Source organism: Streptomyces aureus (genome assembly GCF_001418135.1).
Taxonomy (GTDB): Bacteria; Actinomycetota; Actinomycetes; order Streptomycetales; family Streptomycetaceae; genus Streptomyces; species Streptomyces aureus_A.
This window is the reverse complement of record NZ_LIPQ01000349.1, coordinates 1-24,493: the sequence shown is the minus strand read 5'-3', so window position 1 is coordinate 24,493 and position 24,493 is coordinate 1. Positions and strand designations below refer to the sequence as shown.

Annotated in this window: 25 protein-coding genes; 16 read left to right on the top strand and 9 right to left on the bottom strand. The window is 73.9% G+C overall.

Annotated features, from left to right (window positions below):
* A complete protein-coding gene (locus AOK00_RS26560) occupies positions 1-1,620 on the bottom strand; it encodes an MFS transporter (RefSeq protein WP_055602783.1) in 1,620 nt (539 codons plus the stop codon).
* Positions 1,617-2,273 (bottom strand): TetR/AcrR family transcriptional regulator, encoded by a 657-nt coding sequence (locus AOK00_RS26555; RefSeq protein WP_079042207.1) that lies wholly within the window; start codon positions 2,271-2,273, stop codon positions 1,617-1,619. The genes AOK00_RS26560 and AOK00_RS26555 overlap by 4 nt, the downstream gene beginning before the upstream one ends.
* Before the next feature lie 299 nt (positions 2,274-2,572).
* Here AOK00_RS26555 and AOK00_RS26550 point away from each other — a divergent pair, with 299 nt between their 5' ends.
* From AOK00_RS26550 to AOK00_RS26520, 7 genes are all read left to right on the top strand, one after another.
* Complete coding sequence (locus AOK00_RS26550; RefSeq protein ID WP_055602782.1) at positions 2,573-3,154, top strand: TMEM165/GDT1 family protein; 582 nt, start codon at positions 2,573-2,575, stop codon at positions 3,152-3,154.
* A 144-nt stretch (positions 3,155-3,298) separates the two neighbouring features.
* Complete coding sequence (locus AOK00_RS26545; protein ID WP_055602781.1) at positions 3,299-3,916, top strand: TetR/AcrR family transcriptional regulator; 618 nt, start codon at positions 3,299-3,301, stop codon at positions 3,914-3,916.
* Entirely contained in the window at positions 3,900-5,555 is a 1,656-nt protein-coding gene (locus tag AOK00_RS26540; protein WP_055602780.1) for an acyl-CoA dehydrogenase family protein, read from the top strand. Before AOK00_RS26545 ends, AOK00_RS26540 begins: the two co-directional genes overlap by 17 nt.
* A 196-nt stretch (positions 5,556-5,751) precedes the next feature.
* The gene (locus AOK00_RS26535) at positions 5,752-7,146 is read left to right on the top strand and encodes a hypothetical protein (RefSeq protein WP_055602779.1); all 1,395 of its coding nucleotides are present in this window, start codon (positions 5,752-5,754) and stop codon (positions 7,144-7,146) included.
* Between the two features lie 108 nt (positions 7,147-7,254).
* Positions 7,255-8,511: an AAA family ATPase gene (locus AOK00_RS26530; protein ID WP_055602778.1), complete on the top strand. Its 1,257-nt coding sequence runs from the start codon at positions 7,255-7,257 to the stop codon at positions 8,509-8,511.
* On the top strand, positions 8,508-9,896 hold the full coding sequence (locus AOK00_RS26525; protein WP_079042206.1) for a vWA domain-containing protein: 1,389 nt from the start codon (positions 8,508-8,510) through the stop codon (positions 9,894-9,896). Before AOK00_RS26530 ends, AOK00_RS26525 begins: the two co-directional genes overlap by 4 nt.
* A gap of 147 nt (positions 9,897-10,043) precedes the next feature.
* Positions 10,044-11,339, top strand: coding sequence for a M20 metallopeptidase family protein (locus AOK00_RS26520; RefSeq protein ID WP_055602777.1), 1,296 nt, complete (start codon positions 10,044-10,046; stop codon positions 11,337-11,339).
* A gap of 10 nt (positions 11,340-11,349) precedes the next feature.
* Here AOK00_RS26520 and AOK00_RS26515 read toward each other — a convergent pair whose 3' ends face one another.
* Positions 11,350-12,240: a LysR family transcriptional regulator gene (locus AOK00_RS26515; protein WP_055602776.1), complete on the bottom strand. Its 891-nt coding sequence runs from the start codon at positions 12,238-12,240 to the stop codon at positions 11,350-11,352.
* 130 nt (positions 12,241-12,370) lie between these two features.
* Here AOK00_RS26515 and AOK00_RS26510 point away from each other — a divergent pair, with 130 nt between their 5' ends.
* Positions 12,371-13,645 (top strand): MFS transporter, encoded by a 1,275-nt coding sequence (locus AOK00_RS26510; protein ID WP_063886665.1) that lies wholly within the window; start codon positions 12,371-12,373, stop codon positions 13,643-13,645.
* On the top strand, positions 13,642-13,959 hold the full coding sequence (locus tag AOK00_RS26505; RefSeq protein WP_055602775.1) for a hypothetical protein: 318 nt from the start codon (positions 13,642-13,644) through the stop codon (positions 13,957-13,959). Before AOK00_RS26510 ends, AOK00_RS26505 begins: the two co-directional genes overlap by 4 nt.
* 150 nt (positions 13,960-14,109) lie before the next feature.
* Here the strand turns inward: AOK00_RS26505 and AOK00_RS26500 are convergent, their stop codons facing one another.
* On the bottom strand, positions 14,110-14,628 hold the full coding sequence (locus AOK00_RS26500; RefSeq protein ID WP_055602774.1) for a tetratricopeptide repeat protein: 519 nt from the start codon (positions 14,626-14,628) through the stop codon (positions 14,110-14,112).
* A gap of 169 nt (positions 14,629-14,797) precedes the next feature.
* Between AOK00_RS26500 and AOK00_RS26495 the strand changes: the two genes are divergently transcribed.
* Positions 14,798-16,408: an extracellular catalytic domain type 2 short-chain-length polyhydroxyalkanoate depolymerase gene (locus tag AOK00_RS26495; protein ID WP_055602773.1), complete on the top strand. Its 1,611-nt coding sequence runs from the start codon at positions 14,798-14,800 to the stop codon at positions 16,406-16,408.
* Between the two features lie 61 nt (positions 16,409-16,469).
* Here the strand turns inward: AOK00_RS26495 and AOK00_RS26490 are convergent, their stop codons facing one another.
* Together AOK00_RS26490 and AOK00_RS26485 are read right to left on the bottom strand one after the other, a co-directional pair.
* The gene (locus tag AOK00_RS26490; RefSeq protein ID WP_079042205.1) at positions 16,470-17,828 is read right to left on the bottom strand and encodes a L,D-transpeptidase; all 1,359 of its coding nucleotides are present in this window, start codon (positions 17,826-17,828) and stop codon (positions 16,470-16,472) included.
* A gap of 135 nt (positions 17,829-17,963) precedes the next feature.
* Positions 17,964-18,449, bottom strand: coding sequence for an SRPBCC family protein (locus AOK00_RS26485; RefSeq protein WP_055602772.1), 486 nt, complete (start codon positions 18,447-18,449; stop codon positions 17,964-17,966).
* A gap of 147 nt (positions 18,450-18,596) precedes the next feature.
* On the opposite strand from AOK00_RS26485, the gene AOK00_RS26480 reads away from it, so the two are divergent.
* On the top strand, positions 18,597-19,241 hold the full coding sequence (locus tag AOK00_RS26480) for a PadR family transcriptional regulator (RefSeq protein WP_055602771.1): 645 nt from the start codon (positions 18,597-18,599) through the stop codon (positions 19,239-19,241).
* A 126-nt stretch (positions 19,242-19,367) separates the two neighbouring features.
* Entirely contained in the window at positions 19,368-19,817 is a 450-nt protein-coding gene (locus tag AOK00_RS26475; protein ID WP_030316940.1) for a peroxiredoxin, read from the top strand.
* 165 nt (positions 19,818-19,982) lie between these two features.
* Here AOK00_RS26475 and AOK00_RS26470 read toward each other — a convergent pair whose 3' ends face one another.
* Both AOK00_RS26470 and AOK00_RS26465 read right to left on the bottom strand, forming a co-directional pair.
* Positions 19,983-20,360 carry an SHOCT domain-containing protein gene (locus tag AOK00_RS26470; RefSeq protein ID WP_055602770.1) on the bottom strand — a complete coding sequence of 126 codons (378 nt, stop codon included), beginning with the start codon at positions 20,358-20,360 and terminating at the stop codon, positions 19,983-19,985.
* 2 nt (positions 20,361-20,362) lie between these two features.
* Positions 20,363-20,803: a DUF6325 family protein gene (locus AOK00_RS26465; protein WP_055602769.1), complete on the bottom strand. Its 441-nt coding sequence runs from the start codon at positions 20,801-20,803 to the stop codon at positions 20,363-20,365.
* A 156-nt stretch (positions 20,804-20,959) separates the two neighbouring features.
* On the opposite strand from AOK00_RS26465, the gene AOK00_RS26460 reads away from it, so the two are divergent.
* The 4 genes from AOK00_RS26460 to AOK00_RS26445 all read left to right on the top strand — a co-directional run bounded on the left by AOK00_RS26460 (position 20,960) and on the right by AOK00_RS26445 (position 24,090).
* Entirely contained in the window at positions 20,960-21,358 is a 399-nt protein-coding gene (locus AOK00_RS26460; protein WP_055602768.1) for an SHOCT domain-containing protein, read from the top strand.
* Between the two features lie 36 nt (positions 21,359-21,394).
* Positions 21,395-22,321, top strand: coding sequence for a hypothetical protein (locus AOK00_RS26455; RefSeq protein WP_055602767.1), 927 nt, complete (start codon positions 21,395-21,397; stop codon positions 22,319-22,321).
* Positions 22,322-22,379: 58 nt separating this feature from the next.
* A complete protein-coding gene (locus AOK00_RS26450; protein WP_055602766.1) occupies positions 22,380-22,823 on the top strand; it encodes an RrF2 family transcriptional regulator in 444 nt (147 codons plus the stop codon).
* Between the two features lie 79 nt (positions 22,824-22,902).
* Positions 22,903-24,090, top strand: coding sequence for a globin domain-containing protein (locus AOK00_RS26445; RefSeq protein WP_055602765.1), 1,188 nt, complete (start codon positions 22,903-22,905; stop codon positions 24,088-24,090).
* A gap of 86 nt (positions 24,091-24,176) precedes the next feature.
* Here the strand turns inward: AOK00_RS26445 and AOK00_RS26440 are convergent, their stop codons facing one another.
* Positions 24,177-24,488, bottom strand: coding sequence for a peptidase inhibitor family I36 protein (locus AOK00_RS26440; RefSeq protein ID WP_063886666.1), 312 nt, complete (start codon positions 24,486-24,488; stop codon positions 24,177-24,179).
* Between the last annotated feature and the right edge of the window lie 5 nt (positions 24,489-24,493).

Here is a 24,493-nt window from a genome sequence, read left to right as displayed (position 1 = left end):
TCATGATCGTACGCACGGTCGGCGTCCGGCCCGGGGTGTCGGCGGCTCCGGGCGTGTCCGCCGCCGACCGGCGCCTCGGGGCAGGGCGAGCGCCGCGGGGAGTGCGAGTGCGGCGATCAGGACGAGGGCCGGGAGGGCGGCGCCCCGTGACGGTACGAAGCCGCCGTCCGGGACGAGGGCGAGCAGCAGGGTGGCGGTGGCGACGCCGAGCGCGGGTCCTACGTTCATCGCGGTCTGCTGGAGACCGCCGGCGACTCCGGCGTGAGCCTCGGGGGCGCGGTGCACGACGACGGAGGTCGCGGCGACCATCAGGGTGACGAACCCGGCGCCCAGCAGTGCGGCGCTCACGCCGACGGCGGCGGGGCCGGCCGTCGTGCCGAGCCGGGAGAGGAGCAGCACCCCGAGGGTGAGCAGGGCGGCGCCCGCGGTCGCCGTACGCCGGGGGCCGAAGCGGCGTTGGAGCGGCGGGCAGAGGGGCGCGCCGAGCACCATGAGGACGGCGAGCGGGAGGACGCGCAGCGCGCAGTCGAGGGGATCGAGGCCCTGGACGTCCTGGAGGAAGTACGTCGCCACGAAGAGCGAGCCGAAGAGGGCGGCCGAGGCGGCGAGCAGGACGGCGAGGCCGGCGACGACGGGCACGCTCCGGAGCAGCTCCGGGGGCAGCAGGGGGCGCGCGGCACGACGCTCGTGCCGGGTGAGGACGACCCCGGTGACGACGGCCCCGGCGACGGCGAGCAGGCCGGTGGGGGCGCCGCCGGGGCGGGCGGCCTCGACGAGTCCGTGGACGAGGAGACCCAGCGTGACGGCGAGCAGCAGGGCGCCGGCGGGGTCGAGCGCGGAGAGGCCGGTGGTCGCGGCGGACGGCGGGGCGGGCGCTGTCTCGTCCTTCGGGCTCGGCTCGTGCGACGGACTCGGTTCGCGCGACGGGATCGGCTCGTCCGGGGGGCCCGCTTCGTGTGGAGGGCCCGGTTCGCGAGACGGGATCGCCGCGTGCGACGGACTCGGCTCGCGCGAGGGGATCGCCTCGCGGGACGGGATCGCCTCGTGGGACGGACGCGGCACGTGCGCGCGTTCTCGGGTGGCGAGCGCGAGCAGGCCGATGGCGAGGGTCGGGGGTACGCCGAGGAGGAAGACCGAGCGCCAGCCGTACGCGGAGACCAGCGCGCCGCCGACGAGCGGGCCTGCCGCGGCGGCGAGGCCGATGGCGGCGGTCCGCACGGCGATCGGGGTGCCGAGCCGGTCCGGCGGACAGGCGGTCCGGAGCATGCCGAGCGTCGCGGGCTGGAGGAGCGCACCGCACACCCCCTGGAGCACCCGGAGCACGATCACGGTGCCGATGCCGGGGGCCAGGGCGATTCCGGCGGAGGCGGCGGCGAAGCCGAGGGCGCCGACGGCGAAGACCCGGCGGTGGCCGTAGCGGTCGCCGAGCCGTCCGGCGAAGACCAGCAGGCTCGCGACGGCGACGAGGTACCCGGTGCTGGTCCACTGGACCTGGCCGACGTCGGCGTGCAGATCGCGCTGGAGGGCGGGCTGGGCGACGGTGAGGACGGTGCCGTCGAGGGCGACGACTGCCGCGCCGACGACGCTGCACGCCAGGACCGGTGCGCGGCGCGGGCTCATGAGGCCTGCCCCGCGGAACCGAGGTGCGCGTCGAGGGCGGCCGCGAGGAGCGGGGCGGGGTCGTCGCCGCCGGTCGCGAGCCGGAGGCTGCCCCAGTGCCAGAGCTGGGCGATGCCGTGGAGATTGGCCCAGAGCGCGCCCGCGAGGACGGCGGGGTCGGCGGCGCCGGGGCGGACGAGGGCGACGAGTTCGGTGAGCCGGGCGAAGAGCGGCAGGCTCGTCTCGCGCAGCCCCAGGCTGCCGCTCTCCAGGAGGTCGTGCCGGAACATCAGCTCGTACATGCCGCGGCGGGTGCCGGCGTAGTCGAGGTACACGTGGGCGAGGAGCGCGATCCGTTCGCGTGGCGCGGCGGTCTCCCGGTCCTCGGCGGCGACGCGGGCGGCCAGTTCGGTGAAGCCCTGGCGGGCGATGGCCGACAGGAGTTCCAGATGGGTCGGGAAGTAGCGGCGGGGGGCGCCGTGGGAGACGCCGGCGCGGCGGGCGATCTCACGCAGCGAGAGGGCCTGGGCGCCCTCGGCGTTCACGAGCTCGACGCCGACGCGGACGAGCCGCTCCCGCAGCCCGCCCTCGCTCCGGTCGCCGCCCTCGCTCCCCGGTCCCTGCTGAGCTTCGGTTCGGTGATCTTCGGTTGGGTGATCTTCGGTTTCGCGCATAGACACTGTCTACCAAGATCGAGTAGACGCTGTCTACTCACTCGCGCGCCCCGGTCCGCTACACTCAGGGACAGCGAAGGGGAGTAGCCCTGCAAATCGGTCGTCGACATACTGGAACCCTCGGGTTCCCGGTGACCGGGTCCGCGTTCGACGCGGGCGGGCGAGACCTTCGGCCAGGCATCAACCGCGTCCGCGCTTCCGTGGGCGTGGGTCCGTCATGCCGGGCCGAGTGGTCCTCCCGTCGCCCACCGAGGTGCCGTGCCGAGTCCGCAGGCCCGGACCGAGCAGAGAGCCCCGGTATGCACCTCGACCCCTTGGCGATCCTCACCGCCTTCGGGCTGATCTTCCTCGCCGAGCTTCCCGACAAGACGATGTTCGCGTCCCTCGCCATGGGCACGCGGATGCGTCCTCTGTACGTATGGATCGGCACCTCGACCGCCTTCCTCGCGCATGTCGCCATCGCGGTCGGCGCCGGCAGCCTGCTCGGGCTGCTCCCGGGCTGGTCGGTGAAGCTCGTCTCCGCCCTGTTGTTCGGTTTCGGCGCCTTCATGCTGCTCCGCGGTGGGGGCGACGACGAGGCCGACGAGGGCGGCAAGACCGTCACCGGCTTCCTGCCCGTCTTCTCGACGGCCTTCATGGCCGTGTTCATCAGCGAGTGGGGCGACCTCACCCAGATCACCACCGCCAACCTGGCCGCCACGAACGGCACCTGGTCGACGGCGATCGGCTCCCTCGCCGCCCTGATGAGCGTCTCCGCGCTCGCCCTGGTCGCGGGCCGCTTCATCGCGAAGCGTGTTCCGCTCAAGACCGTGCAGCGCATCGGCGGCGTCTGCATGGCGGGCCTCGCGATCTGGTCCCTGACGGAGGTCTTCACCGGCTGAGACCGGCCGCCCGACCGCACGGCGAAACGCCCCCACCCCCCGCGGGGCGGGGGCGTTTCGCCGCTCTCGCGCACGCGCCCGTGCTCCGCGCCCGGCGCGCTCCCGGCTCTTGATGAAGCAGTGAATCACTGCTTCACTTCTTCCATGCCCTACCGACGCACCCCCGCCGTCCAGGCCCGACTCGACGCCCAGCGCGCCTCCGTCGTCGACGCGGCCCGGGCACTGCTCTCCGAGCAGGGATACGCGGGATGCACGGTGGCGGCCGTCGCCGCCCGCGCCGGAATCGCCACCGGCAGCGTGTACCGCCACTTCCCCGGCAAGACGGAGCTCTCCGTGGAGCTCTTCCGGACCGTGGTGAGCCGGGAGGTCGCGGCCGTCTCCGATGCGGCCGGACACCCCGGACACCGTTCGGCCGCCGACCGGGTGGTCGCCGTCATCGAGACCTTCGCCCTGCGTGCCCTCAAGTCGCCGCGCCTCGCCTACGCGCTGCTCGCCGAGCCGGTCGACCCGGCCGTGGACGCCGAGCGTCTGGTCTTCCGGCGCGCGTTCCGGGACGTGTTCGCCGCGCGCGTCGAGGAGGGCGTCCGCTCGGGCGAGCTGCCGCCCCAGGACCCCGTCCTGACGGCCTCGGCACTGGTCGGGGCGGGCGCGGAGGCGCTCGTCGGCCCGCTGGCGGAGGGGTCCGTCGGGCCCGGCACCGTACCCGCACTCGTCACCTTCACCCTGCGAGCACTGGGAGTTCCCGATGCCGACCACGCATGAGGTCACCAACCAGGTACCGCCCCTGACCGGCTACGACGTCTCCGCCGACCCCGCGCTCCTGGAGGCGCTGCGCCGGGAGGGCGCGGGCTGGGCCGAGACCGAGGTCCGCGAGCTCGGCGCACGGGCCGGCGGCGAACAGGCCCAGGAGTGGGGGCGGCTGGCCGAGCGCCACTCCCCCGTGCTGCACACCCACGACCGGTACGGCCACCGGATCGACGAGGTCGAGTTCCACCCGCACTGGCACGACCTGATGGACGTGGCCGTCCGACACGGGCTGCACGGCGCGCCCTGGCGCGACGAGCGGCCGGGCACCCACGTCGCCCGCGCGGCGAAGGTGTTCGTGTGGGGGCAGGCCGACGCGGGGCACCTGTGTCCGATCTCCATGACGTACGCGGCGGTGCCGGCGCTGCGCGCCCAGCCGGAGCTGGCCGAGGCGTACGAGCCGCTGTTGACCTCCTCGTCGTACGACTTCGGCCTCCGGGTGCCGACGGAGAAGCGCGGGATCATCGCCGGAATGTCGATGACCGAGAAGCAGGGCGGCTCGGACGTCCGGGCGAACACGACCCGGGCCGTGCCGACGGGCGAGCCAGGCCTGTACGCGCTGACCGGCCACAAGTGGTTCACCTCGGCGCCGATGTCCGACGTCTTCCTCACTCTCGCGCAGGCGCCGGGCGGACTCTCCTGCTTCCTGGTGCCGCGTGTCCTGCCGGACGGCAGCCGCAACGCGATCCGCCTCCAGCGGCTCAAGGACAAGCTGGGCAACCGTTCCAACGCCTCCTCGGAGATCGAGTACGAGGGCGCCCTCGGCCGGCTCGTCGGCGAGGAGGGGCGCGGGGTGGCCACCATCATCCGGATGGTGAACATGACGCGGCTCGACTGCGCCATCAGCTCGGCGTCCGGGATGCGCCTCGGGCTGGTCCAGGCGGTGCACCACGCCACGCACCGCGAGGCGTTCGGGGCGCGGCTCGTCGACCAGCCGCTGATGCGGAACGTCCTGGCCGACCTCGCGGTGGAGGCGGAGGCGGCCACGCTCGCGGCGCTGCGACTGGCCGGCGCGGTCGACCGGGCCACACGCGGCGACGCGGAGGAGGAGCAGCTGCGGCGGCTCGGGCTCGCGGTCACCAAGTACTGGGTGTGCAAGCGGGCGCCCGCCCACGCGGCCGAGGCCCTCGAATGCCTGGGCGGCAACGGCTACGTGGAGGACTCGGGCCTCCCCAGGCTCTACCGGGAGTCGCCGCTGCCGTCGATCTGGGAGGGCTCGGGGAACGTCGCCGCGCTCGACGTGCTGCGGGCGATGGCCCGTCAGCCGCAGGCGGTGGAGGCGTTCTTCGCGGAGGTCGACCTGGGCGCGGGTGCCGACCGGCGCCTGGACGCGGCCGTCGCGGGCCTCCGCAAGGACCTCGCGGGGCTCGGCGACCCGGACGCGGCGGCGTACGGGGCGCGGCGGCTCGTCGAGCGCCTCGCCCTGGTACTGCAGGGCTCGCTGCTCGTACGGCACGGGAATCCGGCGGTGGCGGACGCGTTCTGCGCGTCGCGGCTCGACGGCGACCGCGGCCTCGCGTTCGGCACGCTGCCCGCGGGTGTGGACACGGCGGCGATCATCGCGCGGAGCGGTCCCGACGCGGTGAGCGCGGGCTAGGGGGCGACTTGCCGGCGGACCCGCCGGCCGGGCCTCCCGGGCCGGCCGGCGAGGCCTCCGCGCGGAGGGCGGCTCGGTGCCGACCCCGTCCGGAGAAAAACATCTGGTCCCGCCGCGCGACCCTCGATACGATCATCGTGATGACGACCTACTCTGCTATCAGATCGGGGGTCCCGTCCGCGCAAGGTGAGTGCTGATGCTCACTCATCCCGCGAACGGCGATTCTCGCCTGTCCCTCTGGCTGCGCGTGCGCGAGTTCGCCGTGCCGCCCTCCATGATCGAGACCGCTGGACTCCGGCGCGCCACCGGTGACTGGGCGGGTGCCTGTGCCGCCGCGGGCGTCGACGTGGATCTCGACCTCCAGACCGCCGCCCGTGCGTACGGGCGGGAACTCGCCGCCCTGGTCAGGGCGGATCTCCGGCGACTCGCTCCCGACCTGCTGCGCTGGCACATGCCGCGGATCGCTCCCACCGGAGTCCTGCGCCCGGGGCTCACCGTCCCGCTGGCACGCTACGAGGTCTCCGGGGAGCACGCGGGGGACGACGACCTGGGGGACATCGCCTCCCACTCGGTGTACCTCGTGGTGCGGACCGCGCCCGCGTGGGCGGACGCCGGACAGCGAATGAGCCTCGCCCTGTGGGACGGATCCCGTTCCGCGGTCGGTGAGCGCCGCCATCCGCATCCGCGCCCGAGTCGGCGGTACCGCCTGGATCTCCACCGGCATCTCTGGGACGCGCGGCGCAGCGACGAACTGCGGGTCCGTTCCGGGGCCGACGCGGGGCCGGGCGCCGGACCGCCGTCGCCGTACGAGGAGGCACCCCGCCGCGCCGTCGACCGCTGGGCGGCGGAGGCCGGGATCCTGCTCCGGGCCGAAGGGCGGGACTCCGGGCGCGTCCGTGTACGGCTCGGGGGCCGCCGGCAGGTGGTGCTCGACGTGCCGGCGGGCGGCGGAGCGGCATCGGCCGCCCCAGGGATGCCTCCGTCGGCGGTGCGGGGGCTGCCCACGCTGCCCGACGCCGCGACCTGGGTGCCGCCCGATCTGGAGTTGCTGCGCGCCGGTCTGATCGAGGCAGGGCGGCTGCATCCGCTGGTCGCCTCGGCGCTGGTATCCGGCCACCGGCCCGCCGGGCCGGCCCCTGCCGCCGATCCGCCCGGTCGGCCGCGTCCGGTGGACTGCCGGGGAGTCCGGCACCGGATCGGCCTGTCCGACGGCGTCCTCACCCCGCTCGATCACTCCCCCGCCGAGATCCGGCGGGAGGAGCTCCTGGTCGCGCTGGGTGGACCTCCCCTCCCCTGCCTCCAGGCCATCGACGACGCCCACCGCCGTCCGGACTGCCTCACCGGTGTCCGCGAACGTCTGGACCACGGCGACACCGCCGGCGCGCTGGCCGTCGTCGAGGGTCTGCTCGGTCCCGGCGCCGCGCTGCGCGACGGCGCGCTGCGCGACGCGCTGGAGTCGGCCGCCCGGCGACGGATCGCGTACGGGCTCTACCGAGCGGACCTCTACGGCCCGGGCCCTGGACGTGTGCTGCCCGGGAAGGACCGCCCTCGGGGCCGTCGCGCCCGCCCTCGCCACAGCCACGACCTCTGATCGAAGCGGTACCGGCCCGCGCCGGTACCACCGGCATCCCCCATGTCGCCGGTACCGCGCGTCACGCCCGTACCGGCCCACCGACGACGAACCCACAGGTGATCACCCATGCCCTTGAGCACCCCTTCCGCCGCCCAGCTCGACGTCGCCGACGCACTGCTCGCGCTGCTGCGCGACTCCACGACCGAGCCGCGCCCCGACGACCAGCTGGAGGCCCTGACCCTCGCGGTCGCCGCAGACCTGCCCGTACTTCTCTGGGGTGAGCCGGGGATCGGCAAGACGGCCGCGCTGACCCAGCTCGCCGAGTCCCTGGACCTCCCCCTGACGACGGTGATCGCCAGCGTGCACGAGCCGTCCGACTTCTCGGGACTGCCCGTGATCGGGGACGATCCCGCCGAGCAGGGCGTTCCGATGGCCCCGCCGGACTGGGCGGTGCGGCTCGTGAAGGCCGGCCGCGGTCTGCTGTTCCTCGACGAACTGTCCACCGCCCCACCGGCGGTGCAGGCGGCGCTGCTCCGGCTCGTCCTGGAGCGGCGGGTCGGCGCCCTGCGGCTGCCGCCCGGGGTGCGGATCGTGGCCGCCGCCAACCCGCGGGCCTCGGCGGCCGACGGCTGGGAGCTGAGTCCGCCGCTGGCCAACCGTTTCGTACACCTCCAGTGGACCCACGACCACGACGTCGTCGTCCGCGGACTCGGCGGCACCTGGCCGCGGGCGACACTGCCCCGGCTCGACCCCGAGCGTCTGCCGCACGCCGTGGACCACGCCCGGCGGGCGGTGTGCGGACTCCTCGCCACCCGCCCCACGCTCGTCCACCGGCTGCCCGGCGGGGAGACCCGGCGGGGTGGCGCCTGGCCTTCGCCCCGCAGCTGGGAGATGAGCCTGCGCCTCATCGCCTTCGCCACCGCCGCCGGGTCGTCCCGCGAAGTGATCTCGCTCCTGGTCAGGGGCACCGTCGGGGACGGTCCGGGACTCGAACTCCTCGCGAGCCTGGACCGGTTGGACCTCCCGGACCCCGAGACGCTGCTCGCCGACCCGTCCGGCGCCGACCTGCCGGATCGGGGTGATCTGCGCCAGGCCGCGCTCGAGGGTGTCGTGGCCGCGGTCGGGGCGCGCCCCGAGAAGGCCCGGTGGGAGGCCGCCTGGGCCCTGCTCGCCAGGGCCGCGGAGACGGGCGCGCCCGATCTCGTCGTCGTCCCGGCGACCACGCTCGCCGCGCTCCGGCGTACGGAGTGGGACGTGCCACCCGCCATCGAACGGCTCGCGGGGGCGGTCTCGATGTCCCGGCGTGCGGACGAGGCGGCGACCCTGGTCGCGAGCGGAGCGCGGCGCGTGAGCGGCGCGGACCCCGATGCGGGCGCACGATGAGCACGGCCACGGACGCGCGTACGGGCAAGGGTGCGGGCGCGGACCCCGATGCGCGCGCGGGCGCGGGCGCGGACCCCGGTGCGGGCACGGACCCCGGCGCGCGCGCGGAAAGGGGCACGGGTGCGGACGCCGATGCCGGCGCGGGCCCAGGTGCGGGGAAGGCGCTCGACCTCGACAAGCTCTTCGCCGCCCGGCTGTTCGCCGTCCGGGCCCGGCCCTATCTGGCGACCGCGCTGTTCGCCCTCCACGTCGTCGAGTCCCGGCGGGTGCCGACGATGGCGGTCGACCGGCACTGGCGCTGCTACGTCTCACCGGTCTTCGTGAACCGGACCCCGGTGGAAGAACTGGCCGGCGTGTGGGTCCACGAGGTGTCGCACCTCCTGCGCGACCACCACGGGCGCGGTGACCGGGTCGCCCGGGAGCGCGGTCTGACCGGCCCGGGCGCCAGGCTGCTGATGAACATCGCGGCGGACTGCGAGATCAACGACGACGTGTTCGGGGACGGACTTGTCATGCCCGAGGGCGCGGTCACCCCGGACTCCCTCGGGCTCTCCTCAGGCGAGTTGATGGAGGACTATCTGCGCCGGATCGGCCTCGGATCCGGCATGCAGCACCTCGCCTGGCTGGACTGCGGCAGCGGCGCCGACGGACTGGAACGGGAGTGGGAACTGGGGCCCGACGGCGCGGAAGGCCTCAGCGAGCAGCAGCAGGACGCCGTCCGGTTCCGGGTGGCGCAGGCCGTCAAGGGCCGCCCGGGGAGCGCGCCCAAGGGGTGGAAGCGGTGGGCGGAGGAGGTCTTCCACCCGCCGCAGCCGTGGCGGGACCTGTTGGGGGCGGCGGTCCGTTCGGCGGCCTCCGCCTCCGGCGCGGGCGAGGACTACTCGTACGGCAGGCCGTCGCGGCGCTCGGCGGGGGTGCCGGGTGCCGTGCTGCCGAGTCTCCGGCGCCGACCGCCCCGGGTCACGGTGATCGTGGACACGTCCGGGTCGGTGAGCGACGCGGAGCTGGGCGGCGCACTCCTGGAGGTGGCCGCGATCTCCCGGGCCGTGGGCGGGCGTCGTGACCTGGTGACCGTGATGTCGTGCGACGCGGCGGCCCGTACCGTGCATCCGTTGTGCCGTGCCGAGGGCATCCCGTTGGTGGGCGGCGGCGGTACGGATCTTCGTACGGGCTTCTCAAGGGCGCTGCGGACGGCACCCCGGCCCGATGTCATCGTGGTCCTGACGGACGGCCAGACCCCCTGGCCGTCCGAGCGGCCGCCGTGCCGGACGGTGGTGGGGCTGTTCCCCCGCGACGGGTCGGGCGGCGGTTCGTGGATCGAGAACGATCCCGACTACGAGCCGGACACCCCGCCCGACTGGGCGCGCGTGGTGACGATCGGCTAGACGACCGGTTCGACTCTCGTGCGGATTGCGGTGGGTCCGCGCCGGGACGGTGCCGGGTGCCGCGTGCCGCCGGGGATGGCAGCCTGGTGGAGCACGTACCCCATGGCCACGGCCGATCGGCATCGGACGGAACGACAGGGAGTCACGTTGGGCGGCGAGGCGATCCACGACGAACTGGACAAGCGGGCGGCCCAGGTGGCGGATCGGGTGGTGGCCTGGCGGCACCGTCTGCACCGGTGTCCGGAGCTGTCCAACCGTGAGGTGAAGACGGCCCGCCTGGTGGCGGACCACCTGCGTTCCCTCGGCCTGGACGAGGTCCGGACCGGCATCGCCGGGCACGGGGTCGTGGGCGTTCTGCGCGGCGGGGCCGCGGGCGAGCGGGTCGTGGCGCTGCGGGCGGACATGGACGCGCTGCCGGTCCAGGACCTGTGCGGGGCGGACTTCGCCTCCGATGTGGTCGACGCCGACTACCCGGGCGGCCCGTTCCCCGTCTCCCACGCCTGTGGACACGACTGCCACACGGCGGCGCTGCTCGGCGCGGCGACGGTGCTCGCGGGGGTGCGCGACCGGCTGCCGGGCACCGTGCTCTTCGTCTTCCAGCCCGCCGAGGAGGGCCCGCCGGTCACCGAGGAGGGCGGGGCGCGGGCGATGGTCGAGGCGGGCGCGTTCACCGACCCGGTGCCGACGATGGCGTTCGGGCTCCATGTGACGCCGTATCCGAAGGGGTACGTGGGCTACCGCATCGGCAATCAGTACGGCGCCTCGGCCCTCGTCCGTATCGTCGTCACCGGGAAGCAGACCCACGGCTCCACGCCCTGGGAGGGGATCGATCCGATGCCGGCGGTGGGGGCGGTCCTGACGGGCATCGGCCAGCTGTACCGGCAGGTGTCGGCGTTCGCCCCGGTCACGGTGTCCATCGGCCACGTCGAGGACGTCGGCCGCTTCAACATCGTCGGGCAGACGGTGACGCTGTGGGGCACGGTCCGGTGTGCCGTGGAGTCCGACATGGCACTGGTCGAGCAGCGCCTCAGGACGCTCGCGGAGCATTCGGCGGCGGCGTTCGGGGCCACGGCCACGGTGGAGTACCTGCAGCCCGTGCCACCGGTGCGCAACAGCGGGCCGTGGGTGGAGGCGGGCCTCCCGACCCTCCGCCGTGTGGCGGGCGAGGAACGTGTGGTGGAGACGGGGGCGACGCTCGGGTACGACGACGTCTCCGAGTTCGTGAGCCGCTTCGGCGGCCTGTACGTGATGCTCGGCGTCCAGGACGCCACCCTGGACGCGTCCGGGCGGCCGGTGCCCGTGCCCGGCGGACGCGGTCTGGTGACCAATCACAACCCGCACTTCTACGCGGACGACGGCACCCTCGTCACCGGCGTCCGGCTGCACGCGCACGTGGCGTACGACCATCTGACGGGCGCGCTCGTCCCCCGCGACGGCGGCTGAACGGTCCGGGTCAGGCCTCCCGTACGGCCCCGACCGCCGCCACGAACGCCCTGATCAGGGCGGAGTCGGCGGCGGTGGGCCAGACCAGGCCGTACTCGAGGGGCGGGGCGTCCCGCAGGGGGACGTAGGCGATGCCTGGCCGGGGGTGGTAGCGGGCGCCCCGGGCCGCGCCCGGCGTGACGCCCCGGCCCGCCGTCACATGGGAGAGGACCTCCTGCCAGGTGGCCGCGACCGGGCCCCGCGGGATGGCGGCCCCGGACGGGGTCTGCCGGGGGTAGTGGTGGTCGAGCCAATGGCGCGGGTGGGCGCCCGCGATGGTGATCAGGGGCAGCTCGGCGAGGTCTTCCAGGCCGAGGGAGGGGCGTCCGGCCAGCGGGTGGGCGGCGGGCAGCAGCAGGACCCGGTCGTCGCGGACGACGACGGGGCCGGTGGTCAGCTCCGGCTCGCGCACGGGGAGGGCGGCGACCTGGATGTCGAGCTCGCCATCCTGGAGGGGCCGGACTCCGCCGTCGAGGGGGACCTCACGGACGGTGATCTCGCAGCCGGGATGGCGGCCGACGAGGGCGTCGGCGGCGGCCGTGAGCAGTTCGGCGTCCCAGGGGGTGCCGAAGCCGGCCCGCAGTCTCCCGTGGACGCCGCGTCCGGCCTCGGTGGCCCGCTCCAGGGCCGTACGGACCTGCTCGTAGGCGGGCAGGAGGTCCTCGTACAGGCGCAGACCGACCGGGGTGAGGACGACGCTGCGGCTGGTGCGGGCGAAGAGCGGGATGCCGACCCGGCGCTCCAGCTTCTTCACGGTCTGGCTGACGCGGCCGGTGGAGACGCCGAGACGCTCGCCGGTGCGTCCGAAGTGGAGCTCCTCGGCGAGCGTGAGGAACGTTTCCAGTTCGTACCGTTCGAGCACCGGACCTCCTGTACGTCCCCTGCGATCGTTGAGCGTGGCTCAACGCCGGTTTCATGATGACAGCTTGTTCCGCCCGTGCGGGGGCGGGGAGCCTGGAGGCGTCCCCCTCCCCCTGTACGGAAGAGACTTCGTGGACCCTCGCACCACCGCCCCGAGCCCCGCCACCGCGCCCGAACGGCCCGTGAAGGTGAGCGTCCCGCTCTTCGCCGTCGCCGGCGCCGTCACCGTCGCCAACATCTACTTCCCGCAGCCGCTCCTCGCCGCCGTCGCCCGGGGCCTCGACGTGTCGGAGCCGACGGCGGGACTCGTCGCCTCGGCCGCGCAGATCGGGTACGCGCTCGGCATCCTGCTGCTCGTGCCGCTGGCCGACACCGCGCGGCTCCGACGCCTGACCTCGGTGCTGCTCGCCCTCACCACCACCGCTCTGCTCGTCGCGGCGGCGGCACCCGGGGTGGTCACGCTGACGGTGGCGACGCTCGCGCTGTCCACCACGACGGTGCTCCCGCAGATCCTCACCCCGGTGGCGGCCGTGCTCGCGGGTCCCGGGCGGCAGGGCCGGGCCGTGGGGCTCGTGGGTCTCGGGCTCACGCTGGGGTCGACCCTCTCGCGTACGGTCTCGGGTGCCGTCACGGACGCGAGCGGCAGCTGGCGGGCGGCCTACGTCGTGGCCGCCGTGGCGACGGCGGCCCTGCTGTGCGTCCTGCCGCGCCGACTGCCCGAGCGGCTGGGGGCGCCCGGTCGCACCTCGTACGCCGGGCTCCTCGCCGGGCTGCCCGGGCTCCTGGCGGCCCATCGCGCGCTGCGGGTCTCGGCACTGCTCGGGGCCTGTGTCTTCGCCGCGTTCAGTGTCTTCTGGGCGGTGCTCGCCTTCCACCTGGCGGCGCCGCCACTGGGCTACGGGCCGGGGGCGGCCGGGCTCTTCGGGGTGCTGACCCTGCCCGCCGCGCTGCTCTCGGCGACGGCGGGGCCGCTCACCGACCGGTACGGGGCACCTCTGGTGAGCGCCGCGGGGCTGGGGATCGCGGGGCTCGGGCTCGGTGTGGCCGGGCTGGTCCCGCACTCCGCGGTGGGCCTGGTCGCGGGGGCGAATCTGCTGGTGGTCGGGGTCAGCTCCTGCCAGGTGGCCGGCCAGGCGAGGATCTTCGGGATCGGCCGGGAGGTGGCCGCGCGGGTCAACACGGTCTTCATGCTGGCCACCTTCGGCGGCGGGGCGCTCGGCTCCCTCGCCGGGACCTGGCTGTACGCGGAGCGCGGCTGGTCCGCGGCGCTGCTCGCCGCCGGGGTGTTCGCCGCCGCGGGCGCGATCGTGGTGGTGCGTTCCGGACAGGCGGCCCCGAGTTGCGTCCCGGACGTCACACGGGAGGCTGGGGGTATCCGCCCGCGCATCCCGCAGGGAGAGTCATGAAGCTGGACCTCACCGCCCTCGCCGACGAGCACATGTCCGCGGCCCGCTCCGCGCCGCACGGGCGCAGCGCCCAACTGATCATGCACGACGGGGTGCTCCGGCAGTCCGTCATCGCCCTGACGGCGGGCACGTCCCTCGACGAGCACAACGCGCCGCCGGCGGCGAGTCTCCAGGTGCTGCGGGGCCGGGTGAACCTGACGATGGCGGGCCGGGCGGAGGAGCTGTCGACGGGCACGCTGCGGATCCTCAGGGAACGGCACGGGATCACCGCCCTGGACGACACGGTGGTGCTCCTGACGGCGGTGAACGACTGACGGCCGCTTCGGACCAGCCGCACAGGTGGACCGCCGACGCGGGTGAACCACCGACGCGGGTGAACGGCCGACGGCACGCGCCGGTGGACCGACGGCCCGGGCGACCCGCGCCGCCGGTGAACGGCCGACGGTACGCGGCCCGTCCGCGCCTCACTCGATCGCGTCGAGGTCCTCGGCGTAGTGCTCGATGGCCCGGCGGTACTCCCGTACGGACGGGTCCTCGCTGGTGGCGGCGAGCAGGCGGAGCAGCAGACGGGTCGACTCGTGATGCCGGCCGGTGTTGTAGAGGGCCATCGCGAGGAAGGTCCGCAGGGAGCCGTCCTCCGGGAACTCCTCGACGGCGCTGGTCAGGAGGGCGACGGAATCGTCGTAGCGGCCGAGGACGCGGTAGGTGCTGCCGAGGCCGAGGAGCGCCCCGCGCCGGTCCTCGGGGGTGAGCCCGGTGCCCGTGGCTCCGGCGTCCGCGAGGGCGCGCTCGTAGTACGGCACGGCCTGCGTCTCCAGCCCGAGGACGTCATGTGCCCAGGCCGTCTGGTACGCGATCTCCGCGTCCTCCGGGTGCCGTGCGGCAAGGGCGACGAGCCGCTCGCGGGCCTCCTCCCGGTGGCCCCGTCCGCGCAGTGCGACCGCCTCGGCCAGCCGGCCGTCCCTGTCCTCGTGGTGTTCCATGACCGCATCCTCGCAGCTCGCGTCGGGCGGGCCCACGGCGGCTGCCAGGTGACGGGCCGCCATACCGGAGTGGCCGGATTGTGGCGTCCTCGCCCATGGAGGAGGGCTCCGGACCGCCCGTAGCCTCCCGGCCGACCCTCCGTCAGGAACGAGCCGCCCGGGAGATCCCATGCGTTCACCCCGTCCCACCCGTCGCCGCGGGCCACGCCGCTTCGCGGCGCTGCTGCTGTGCGTCGCCGCGACCCTGTTTCCCACCGCGTCCCCCGCGGGGGCCGCCGCTCCCCCGCCCGTGCCCGGCACGCTCAAGGGCTACGACATCGGCTCCGTGTTCAGTGCCGGGGTGTCCTCCGGCGGGTACATGGCCACCCAGCTGCACGTCGCCTACTCGGGTACGTTCGAGGGCTCGGCGGTCTTCGCGTCGGGGCCGTACGACTGCGCGCGCGGCCAGCTCGCCACGGCGCTCAACGCCTGTATGGACACCACGCAGAACCTTCAGCTCGCCGCTCTGGAACAGGCCACGCGTGACCGGTCGGCGCAGGGCCAGGTCGACCCGGTGGCGAATCTGGCCGGTGACCCGGTGTACGTGTTCAGCGGCTCGGGCGACACCACAGTGAAGCGGCCGGTGGCGGACGCGCTCGCCGACTACTACGGCCGTTTCGGCGCCCGGGTCCAGTACAACCGGTCGACGGCGGCGGGGCACGCCTGGATCACCCCGCTCGGCCCCAACTCCTGCACGGTGACGCAGACTCCGTTCCTCAACAACTGCGGGACCGACGCGGAGGGGGCGCTGCTCGGGCATCTCCTCGGCTCGGTCGCGGCGCCCGGTGCCGGAACCGGCGGCTCCCTGATCCGCTTCGACCAGAACGCGTACGCGCCGGGCGGCTCGGCGGCCGCCCTGTCGATGGGCGCGGAGGGCTTCGCGTACGTCCCGGTCTCGTGTGCGCAGGGGGCGCGCTGCAAGCTGCTCGTGGCCCTGCACGGCTGTAAGCAGGGGTACGCGTACCAGGGCTTCGGGACCCGGTTCGTCGAGAACGCGTACCTGAACGAGTACGCGGACACCAACGACATGATCGTGCTGTATCCGCAGGCGGCACCGACCGCGACCCTGGAGAACCCGAACGGCTGCTGGAACTGGTGGGGCTACCTCGGTGACACGGCCTACGCCCGGCACGGCGGGAAGCAGATCGAGGCGATCATGGGCATGGTGCGGGCGCTGCGCGGCACCGGCACGCCCCCGCCCGCGGGCGACCGGACGGTCCTGTCGAGCACGGACGCCGAGGACGGGTACGTGAAGGCGGCGGCGGACGGTTCGGGCGCGGCGGTCGGCACTCTGGAGGACGTGTACGGGCTCGCGCTGGGACGGGGGACCGACGGCAAGGTGAACCGGTCGGTGGTCTCCTTCGACACCTCCCGGATCCCGGCCGGCAAGGTGGTCACCCGGGCCTGGCTGACCGTCACCAGGTCGAGCGGCTCCGGCGATCCGTGGGCGTCACCCTCGGGCAACCGGCTGCAGGTGGACCTGCGCACGGGGTGCTTCGGCGGCTGCGCGGTCGAGCCGGCGGACTGGTCGGCGGCGCCGACGGTGGCGGGCGCGGCGCGTGTCGACGCGTTCACGTCGGGGAGCGCGGTGTCGACGGACCTGTCGGCGGAGGCGCTCGCGGCGCTGAACCGGGGCGGGGTCACGCAGTTCCGGCTCGGGTTCTCGTCGGCGCCGACCGGGACCGCGTACCTCTTCGTGAACCAGGCGACGCCGGTGACACTGACGGTCGAGTACCGGTAGGACGCTGCCGCCGCCCTGCGGCCACAACGGCGCGATGGGCCAGTGCCGGGGCGCCGAGCGGTCACAGGGCCGGGCGGAGGGCGGCCGCGGCGCTTCCGGAGCGGGGGGCCTCGGTGCCGGCGGCGAAGGCGCTGCCCCGGAGCCACTCGGGCCAGCTGAGGTTCCATTCGCCGAAGCCGTTGTCGAAGGGGGTCATGGGTGCGCCGTACCCGTTGACCACACGGACGAGATCGCCCTCGCGCACGGTGGAGAACAGCCAGGCGGCGTCCTCGGTGCTCATACCGGTGCAGCCGTGGCTGACGTTCTCGCTGCCCTGCGCGTCGAGCGACCAGGGGGCGGCGTGCAGGTACTCGCCGCTCCAGGTCACCCGGGTGGCCCAGCGGACCTTCAGATCGAAGTAGTCACGGCTGCCGCGCGCGATGCCGATGGAGTCGCCGCGCATCCGGACGAGCGGCTCCTTGCCGAGGACGACCTTGGTGCCGACCCGGGTGCGGTAGCCGGCCTTGCCGGTGGTGACGGGGAAGGTGCGGAGCGGTTCGCCGTCCCGGAACACGGTCGTCCTGAGGGCTGCGACGTCGGTGACGGCTTCGATCCGGGCCCCGGTGCTGAAGGTGACGGGCCGCGAGCGGCCGCCGTACAGGCCGCCGATGACCCTGGACCCGTCGAGGCCGCTGCGCACCCGGACCGTGGTGTAAGCGGGCCAGTACGCGCGGGGCCGGTAGTGGAGGGTGTCGGAGTCGACCCAGTACCAGGCTCCCTCGACATGGGGTTCGGTCCGTACGAGCAGGGCGCGTTCGACGACTCGACGGGCGTCGGGGTCGTCCGCCGGCACGGGGTGGCTGAGTTCGGCGGTGACCGGCCGGCCCACGCCGTACGTGCCGCCGTCGTCGGGTCCGAAGGCGACGGTGAACCGTTCCCCTGCCGGGGCGGCCACCGTACGGAAATCCAGGCGGGCGAGGTGACGGTCCGGGCCTTGGGCCCCGGACCGCTCGACGACGAGGCGGGCCGCGTACCGGGCACCTGCGGGGAGCGGCGCGGTGCTGGTCCAGCGGGTGCCGCCGGCGCTCGGCGTCCCTGCGACGCGGCGGCCGCGCTGATCGGTGACGGTGACGTCCGCGAGGACGCCGGGGGTGCGCAGCGCGAGTTCCAACGGCCCGGAGACCCGGCCTCCGAGGGTGAACGCCTTCCCCGTCAGAACGGGTCCGCCGCGGAGGGCGACGGTGCGGCGGGGCGCGGAGCACAGAACGCCGCCGGCGGAGCAGCCGTCCACCGTGACGAGAGCGGCGGGTTCCGGGCGAGCGAAGGAACGCGGGTCGGGATCGGCGGGCGTCTGGGCCGCCGTACTGACGAGTACGGCCCCGACGGCCAGGGAGAGCGCTCCCCACCCCCGTACGTGGCTGCGTGACGACGCGTCCGACACACCCTCCCCTTTCCGACGACGACCAGGACGTCGGCAGACGATGCCGACCGCAGCATCAAATCCGATGAAAGGAGAAACGGATGATCAGGGGGCCGGGCGTGGCGGCGGAGTGGCGGCCGAGACGACTCGAATGGGTCAGCGGGGCGGCTCGGGAAGCTCCTCGCCGGTCTCCAGAAGGGACTTGAGACTGGAGATCAGCGCGGGCCAGCCCTCGCCGATCATCCCCTTCATCAGACCGTCGGGGTCCAGGTCGCCGTGGGTGACCGTGAGCTTGACCGTGTCGCCCGAGGGCTCGATCAGGAAGGTCACCTTCGACCGGGGTTCCCGCGCGAGCCGTTCGTACACGTCCTGGCCGAGCCGTACGGCCTCCGCCCAGGCCGGCGTGAAGGTGTGCCAGGTGTACGAGAGGAGGCGGCCGGGCTCGGCCTCCAGGACGACCTGCTCGGGGTCGGCGGTCCGGCGTCCGATCTCGTCCCAGACCATGGGGGCTCCGGGGGTCCACTCGCTCTCGAAGGCCACACCCCAGTAGCGCCGCGTGCACGCCGGGTCCGTGAGCGCCTTCCAGAGCTCGTCGGGTGTGGTCCGGATATAGGTGGTATAGACAAACGTGTGGCTGTCCATCGCGCTGCCCCTCGGATCTGCCGTCCCCTCCCTCCAGCCTAGGCAGGCGCCGGACGGACGTGCCAGCGTAGGACCCCCGTCCGGCCTGGGGATCGCCGGTTGAATAGGTGCGGAGGAAACTATTCAACGTGCTGCTAGCGTGTCGGGATGTCCCTTAAGCACGCCGTCCTCGCAGCTCTCCTGGAGGGCGAGGCATCCGGATACGACCTGGCGAAGATCTTCGACGTGTCCGTCGCCAACTTCTGGGCCGCCACCCCGCAGCAGCTCTACCGCGAGCTGGACAAGCTCGCCGAGGCCGGTCTGATCACGGCGCGTGTGGTGGAGCAGGAACGGCGTCCCAACAAGCGGATGTTCAGTCTCACCGAGCCGGGGATGCGGGATCTGGCCGCCTACACCGCCACACCGCCGCGCCCCAGTGCCGTACGCGACGAGCTGCTGGTCCAGGTCCAGGCCTGCGACGGGGGCGACACGGTGGCCGTCCGGGGGTTCGTGGCCCGGCGGATGGAGACGTCGCGGGCCAAGCTGGCCCGCTACGACCGGCTGCGGGAGTGGATGCTCGCCGGACGGGACGAGGAGACGTACCTCGAAGAGGCGGAGCGGGTCGGCCCGTACCTCACGCTGATGCGCGGCCGGTTCTTCGAGGAGGAGAACCTGCGCTGGGGCGAGCGCGCACTCTCCGTGCTCGACCGGCGCGCCACGGCCCGGAGCGGGACGGCGACAGCGGCGACGGGGACGACGGCGACGGCCACGGCCACGGCCACGGCCACGGCCACGGCAGCCCACCAGGCCTGACCGGGCTCGACAGGGCGTGACCGGGCACCCGAAAGGGTGACGCCGCGTCCTACCGTGCGGTAACGTCACCGGCCGGCCACCGGAGGCGCCGGTGGCGGAGCACGTACGGATCGGGGACGGGCCTCTATGAACGTCGGTGACCTCGTCGAGGACTTCAGCCTTCCGGACGAGACGGGGGCCGCCCGTTCCCTGAGCGGCCTGCTGGCCGAAGGGCCGGTCGTCCTCTTCTTCTATCCGGCGGCACTCACCCCCGGCTGCACCGCCGAGGCCTGCCACTTCCGGGATCTCGCGGCCGAGTTCCGTGCCGTCGGCGCGCTGCCCGTCGGCATCAGCACGGATCCGGTGGAACGCCAGCAGGAGTTCGCCGAGCGGCACTCCCTCGGTTACCCCCTGCTGTCGGACCCGGACGGTGCGGTGCGCGACCGGTTCGGCGTGAAGCGCGGGTTCTCGCTCGCGCCGACGAAGCGCGTGACGTTCGTGATCGGCCAGGACCGTCGGGTGCGGGAGGTCGTACGCAGTGAGCTGCGCATGAGCGCCCACGCCGACCGCGCGCTCGCGGCCCTGCGCGGCGCGTGAAGAGAGGGGGTGCCTGGAGCACTCCTCCTGGCGCACTCCTCCTGGAGCACGGCGATGGGCGGGGCGGTGCCTGACCGGGTGTCTGACGCGGGGTGTCTGACAGGGGATGTCTGACGCGGGCGGTGCCTGACGGAACGCCCCTCTGCGCGCGGCGCCCCGAGTTCCTCAGACGCCGAGGAGTTGGGCCTTGGCGGCCGCGAACTCCTCCGGGGTGAGCAGCCCTTGCTGGGCGAGTTCGCCGAGCCGGACGAGCTGATCGGTCACGGAGGGCGCTCCGCCGGAGACCGGCGCGGCGGGGGCGGACGCGGCCGCGACGGGCGCGGCGGCCTGTGGCGCGCTCGGCGCAGGTGGAGCGCCTGCCATGGACAGCTGCTGGGTCTGGAGGTCGGCGATGGCCTCCTCCTGGTCCTGTTCGCGGCGTGCGGCCCGGGCGGAGCTCCGGCCGGCCGCGTAGGCCGCGCCGCCGACGAGCGCGCCGCGCAGGAGCGGGGCTCCTGCGGGCCGGATGACGGGGCGTCCGAGCGGACGGCGTCGCAGGAACATCGTCAGCTCCTTCCGGTCATGGCGGCGGCCATGGCCTCGCGGTGGGCGGCCTGCGCCTCCCGGACGTACTCGGGCGGCACCCGCACGTTGCCCGCGATACGGCCACCGGCCTCGCGAATGGCGTCGGCCGCGCGGGCGGCCCAGACGTGTTCGACGAGCAGCATCAGGGCGCACGAGCCGGGTTCGAGTGTCCCGGCCGCCTCCTCGGCGTCCTCGGGGCCGAGCAGGTTCACCTCGGGGCCGATCTCGGCGGTGGCCTCGTCGTACTCCTCGTACTCGACGAGTTCGGACGTGGACACCTCCCCACTGGCCGACTTGACCACGACGAGCGAGTCGATGAGCCGCACCTGGCCCGCTCTGCGCAGGTCCGCCAGGGCCGTCACCGCCGTCACCTTCAGCCGCTCCCCCGGGAAGGCGAGCACGACACATTCCACCGGCCCCATGGCACTCCGTTCCTCGTGCGGTACGCGGCCTCCATCCGAACACGGAGGCCGGGGGCCCGCACGCGGAGTGGCCACGACATGCGGAGGCGGCGGGGCTGGGTGAAACTCGCTGCATGCCCGGCCTCCCCGGCCGGTGCGGGAACGGAGTGCGCCGGAATGGACGACTACCCTCTCCTCAACCTCTTCTGGACCATGCTGTGGTTCTTCCTCTGGATCATGTGGCTGTTCCTGCTCTTCAAGGTGATCAGCGACATCTTCAGGGACCACTCCCTGAACGGCTGGGCCAAGGCGGGCTGGCTGATCTTCTGCATCGTGCTCCCGTACCTCGGCGTGCTGGTCTACGTCATCGCCCGCGGCAAGGGCATGGGCGAGCGTGACGTGAAGCAGGTCAAGGAGAGCGAGGCCGCGTTCCAGGACTACATCCGCAAGACCGCCGGCCCCCAGGAGGGCGGTGGCGGTGCCGCCCACGAGCTGGCCCGGCTCGCGGAGCTGAAGGACAAGGGCGCGATCACCCCCGAGGAGTTCGAGAAGGCGAAGGCCAAGGTCCTGGCCTGAGCCCCAGGGGCGCGTAAGAGGAAGGCGCACCCGGACGTGCGGAAGAGGACGCGGGCGGCACCGGCCGCCGGGCTCGCCGGATCTCTGCTCAAGGAGGTCCTGGCGGAGCCCGGCAGGCTTCCGGAGTCGCTCGCGTCCTTCGCTCTGCGCCATCTGGGCCCGGGGGCCGGTCCGAGCGTCGCCCGTCTTCGCGAGGCCCACCCCGAGGCCGACGCGGTCGCCCTGCGCACCCTGGTCGTGAGCCGTGGACGACGGGCGGTGACGACGGAGGGCGCGTTCGTCGGCGGGCCCTTCCTTCTGCTCATCCCCTTGGCCTTCTGCGGTGCCCTCCTCACGCAGGTGCGCACGGTGCTCGAGATCGCGGCCGTCGAGGGGCGGGACTCCACGGACCCGGAGCGCGGTGCCGAACTCCTCGTTCTGCAAGGGGTGTACAGGGACACCGAGACCGCGCGGGCCGCGCTCGACCCGGCCGGAACCCGACCGGGGAGCGGAGACGACCGGGGGCGCGTGGCGGCGTTCCTGGACCTGATCGTCCGGATGGCGAAGCTCCTCGGCCTCGTCACGCCGGACTACGCACCCGGCCGCTGGGTCCGCATCGGCAGATGGGCACTCCTCGGCGCGGTGTTCCTGGTCGGCCTGGTGGCGCCGCTGGTCTGGCTCCCGTACATGGCCGTCGGGTACTACCGGGGCACCACACGCATGACCGATCGGGCCACCGTCTTCTACGTCGGCTCGCCCGACCCGCGTTCCTCGCGCGGTGTCCGGCTCGACCCCGTCATGGCGCGTGCGGGCCTGAAGGCCGTCGGTTCCGTTGTGCTGCCGGCGGTCGCCCTCCTTCTGGTGGTCGTCACGGACACCCGTATCGCGGGCGGACGGTGGCCGGTCGTGGCGATCGTCCTCACCTCCGGTTGCCTGGTCTCGGGCGGCTGGTGGCTGTGGCGGCACTACCGACGACGGTCCTGAGACGCACACCCCGCCCCCTTAATACGCATGCCGGATACCGCTTTGATACGGTCATGGCGTGAGGCTGACGAAGTTCACCGACCTGGCACTCCGCGCCGTGATGCGCCTGGCGGTCACCGCACCGGAGGAATCCGTCACCACCCGAGAGGTGGCGGAGTCGATGGACGTGCCCTACGCCCATATGGCGAAGGTGGTCACCCGGCTCCAGCACCTCGGCGTGGTCGAGGCGCGGCGCGGTCGTGGCGGCGGTCTGGCCCTCACGGAACGGGGTCGCCGCTCCTCGGTGGGCTGGCTGGCCCGCACGCTGGAGGGCGAGGAGGAGGTCGTCGCCTGCGAAGGCGACCCCCCGTGCCCCCTGCGGACCGCCTGCCGGCTGCGGGGGGCGCTGCGCGAGGCGCAGGAGGCGTTCTATCGCGTGCTCGACCCCCTGACCGTGGCGGAGCTGATCGACTCCCCGACCGGTCCCCTGCTCCTCTCCCTCACCCCACGCCCCACCTCCTGAGCCGTACGCGGCGTACGCGCCCGATGGTGCGCACGCACCCTTTTAAATACGCAGATCATGTACCAGATTGAGAGTTCCCATGCTGTCCGAGCAGGCCGTCCCGGTCGTCCGCGCCACCCTGCCCGCCGTCGGCGGCGCGCTCGACCGGATCACCGAGCGGTTCTACGGCCGTCTCTTCGCCGCCCACCCCGAGCTCCTGCGCGACCTGTTCAACCGGGGCAACCAGGCGAGCGGCGAGCAGCGGCAGGCGCTCGCCGGCTCCATAGCCGCCTTCGCCGTCGCCCTCCTGGACCGGCCGGAGGAGCGTCCCGACGTGATGCTGTCGCGGATCGCCCACAAGCACGCCTCGCTCGGCGTCACGTCCGCGCAGTACAAGACGGTGCACGAGCACCTCTTCGCCGCGATCGTCGAGGTCCTCGGAGACGCGGTCACACCCGAGGTCGCACGGGCCTGGGACGAGGTGTACTGGCTGATGGCCAACGCGCTGACAGCGGTCGAGACCCGGCTCTACCAGCAGGCCGGGGTCGCCGAGGGCCAGGTCTGGCGATCGATGGAGATCGCCGAGCGGCGGGAGGAGACGCCCGACACCGTCTCCTTCGTCCTGCGGCACACCGACGGGACGCCCACGGCAGCGTTCCGGCCGGGCCAGTACGTGAGCGTCCAGGTCGCCCTGCCCGACGGTGCCCGGCAGATCCGCCAGTACAGCCTGTCCGCCGCGCCCGGTCATCCGCAGTGGCGGATCACCGTCAAGCGGGTCGCCGGCGACCCGGCCGGTGAGGTCTCGTCCTGGCTGCACGACCACGCGCGCGCGGGCGACACGGTGGAGGTCTCCGCCCCGTTCGGCGACCTGGTCCTGCCCGAGGGCGAGAGCCCGCTGCTGCTCGCCTCCGCGGGAATCGGCAGCACGCCGATGCTGGCCATGCTCGACCACCTGGCGGCCACGGGTTCGACCCGGCAGGTCGTCGTCGTCCACGCCGACCGCACGCCCGCCTCCCATGCCCACGCCGCCGAGCTGCGGCGCCTCGTGGACGCGCTGCCGCACGGAGCGCTGCACCTCTGGTACGAGGAGCCGGGCGACTCGGGCGCCCTGACGGGCCGCGCGGACGTCACGGCCCTCGACCTCCCGGCCGGCGTCACGGCGTACCTCTGCGGGCCGCTGCCCTTCCTCCGCGCGGTCCGCGGCGACCTCGTCGGCCGGGGCGTCGCGGCGGCCGACATCCACTACGAGGTCTTCGGACCCGACCTGTGGCTGGGCAACGAGAACTGACGGGCCGCGCCCCCTTCCCCGCCGGTGAGCGACGGGGGAGGGAGACGGGCCGCCTGCCCCGACGCGGGGAGGGCGCGGGGACCGGGTCAGCAGCCCATCGACCAGATGTGGGAGTCACCCCGGTCGTTGGCCGCGCCGTTGTAGCCCACCTCCTGGCCCGGGGCGAGACAGATGGTCATGCTGCCGCCCTGCCAGGCGCTCTCGTAGACCTTGACGTGGTCCTTGATGCCGGGTCCGGAGATGCCGTGGTTGGCCCAGGAGGAGTCGGTGTCGGAGATCCAGCTCTCCCACCAGCCGTCGTCCCCTCTCCAGTTGGCGCGCTGACCACCGAAGTTGGAGTCCTGCCAGACGCAGAACTCACCGCTGGGGCATTCGGCCGCGCCGGCCGAATGCCCCAGCGGTG

Coding starts and splice junctions, on each gene's coding strand:
- AOK00_RS26535 (WP_055602779.1), top strand. CDS start 5,752: ATGCTCACTCATCCCGCGAACGGCGATTCTCGCCTGTCCCTCTGGCTG.
- AOK00_RS26545 (WP_055602781.1), top strand. CDS start 3,299: ATGCCCTACCGACGCACCCCCGCCGTCCAGGCCCGACTCGACGCCCAG.
- AOK00_RS26530 (WP_055602778.1), top strand. CDS start 7,255: ATGCCCTTGAGCACCCCTTCCGCCGCCCAGCTCGACGTCGCCGACGCA.
- AOK00_RS26475 (WP_030316940.1), top strand. CDS start 19,368: ATGAACGTCGGTGACCTCGTCGAGGACTTCAGCCTTCCGGACGAGACG.
- AOK00_RS26560 (WP_055602783.1), bottom strand. CDS start 1,620: ATGAGCCCGCGCCGCGCACCGGTCCTGGCGTGCAGCGTCGTCGGCGCG.
- AOK00_RS26460 (WP_055602768.1), top strand. CDS start 20,960: ATGGACGACTACCCTCTCCTCAACCTCTTCTGGACCATGCTGTGGTTC.
- AOK00_RS26480 (WP_055602771.1), top strand. CDS start 18,597: ATGTCCCTTAAGCACGCCGTCCTCGCAGCTCTCCTGGAGGGCGAGGCA.
- AOK00_RS26525 (WP_079042206.1), top strand. CDS start 8,508: ATGAGCACGGCCACGGACGCGCGTACGGGCAAGGGTGCGGGCGCGGAC.
- AOK00_RS26555 (WP_079042207.1), bottom strand. CDS start 2,273: ATGCGCGAAACCGAAGATCACCCAACCGAAGATCACCGAACCGAAGCT.
- AOK00_RS26505 (WP_055602775.1), top strand. CDS start 13,642: ATGAAGCTGGACCTCACCGCCCTCGCCGACGAGCACATGTCCGCGGCC.
- AOK00_RS26550 (WP_055602782.1), top strand. CDS start 2,573: ATGCACCTCGACCCCTTGGCGATCCTCACCGCCTTCGGGCTGATCTTC.
- AOK00_RS26465 (WP_055602769.1), bottom strand. CDS start 20,803: ATGGGGCCGGTGGAATGTGTCGTGCTCGCCTTCCCGGGGGAGCGGCTG.
- AOK00_RS26540 (WP_055602780.1), top strand. CDS start 3,900: ATGCCGACCACGCATGAGGTCACCAACCAGGTACCGCCCCTGACCGGC.
- AOK00_RS26495 (WP_055602773.1), top strand. CDS start 14,798: ATGCGTTCACCCCGTCCCACCCGTCGCCGCGGGCCACGCCGCTTCGCG.
- AOK00_RS26500 (WP_055602774.1), bottom strand. CDS start 14,628: ATGGAACACCACGAGGACAGGGACGGCCGGCTGGCCGAGGCGGTCGCA.
- AOK00_RS26470 (WP_055602770.1), bottom strand. CDS start 20,360: ATGTTCCTGCGACGCCGTCCGCTCGGACGCCCCGTCATCCGGCCCGCA.
- AOK00_RS26445 (WP_055602765.1), top strand. CDS start 22,903: ATGCTGTCCGAGCAGGCCGTCCCGGTCGTCCGCGCCACCCTGCCCGCC.
- AOK00_RS26485 (WP_055602772.1), bottom strand. CDS start 18,449: ATGGACAGCCACACGTTTGTCTATACCACCTATATCCGGACCACACCC.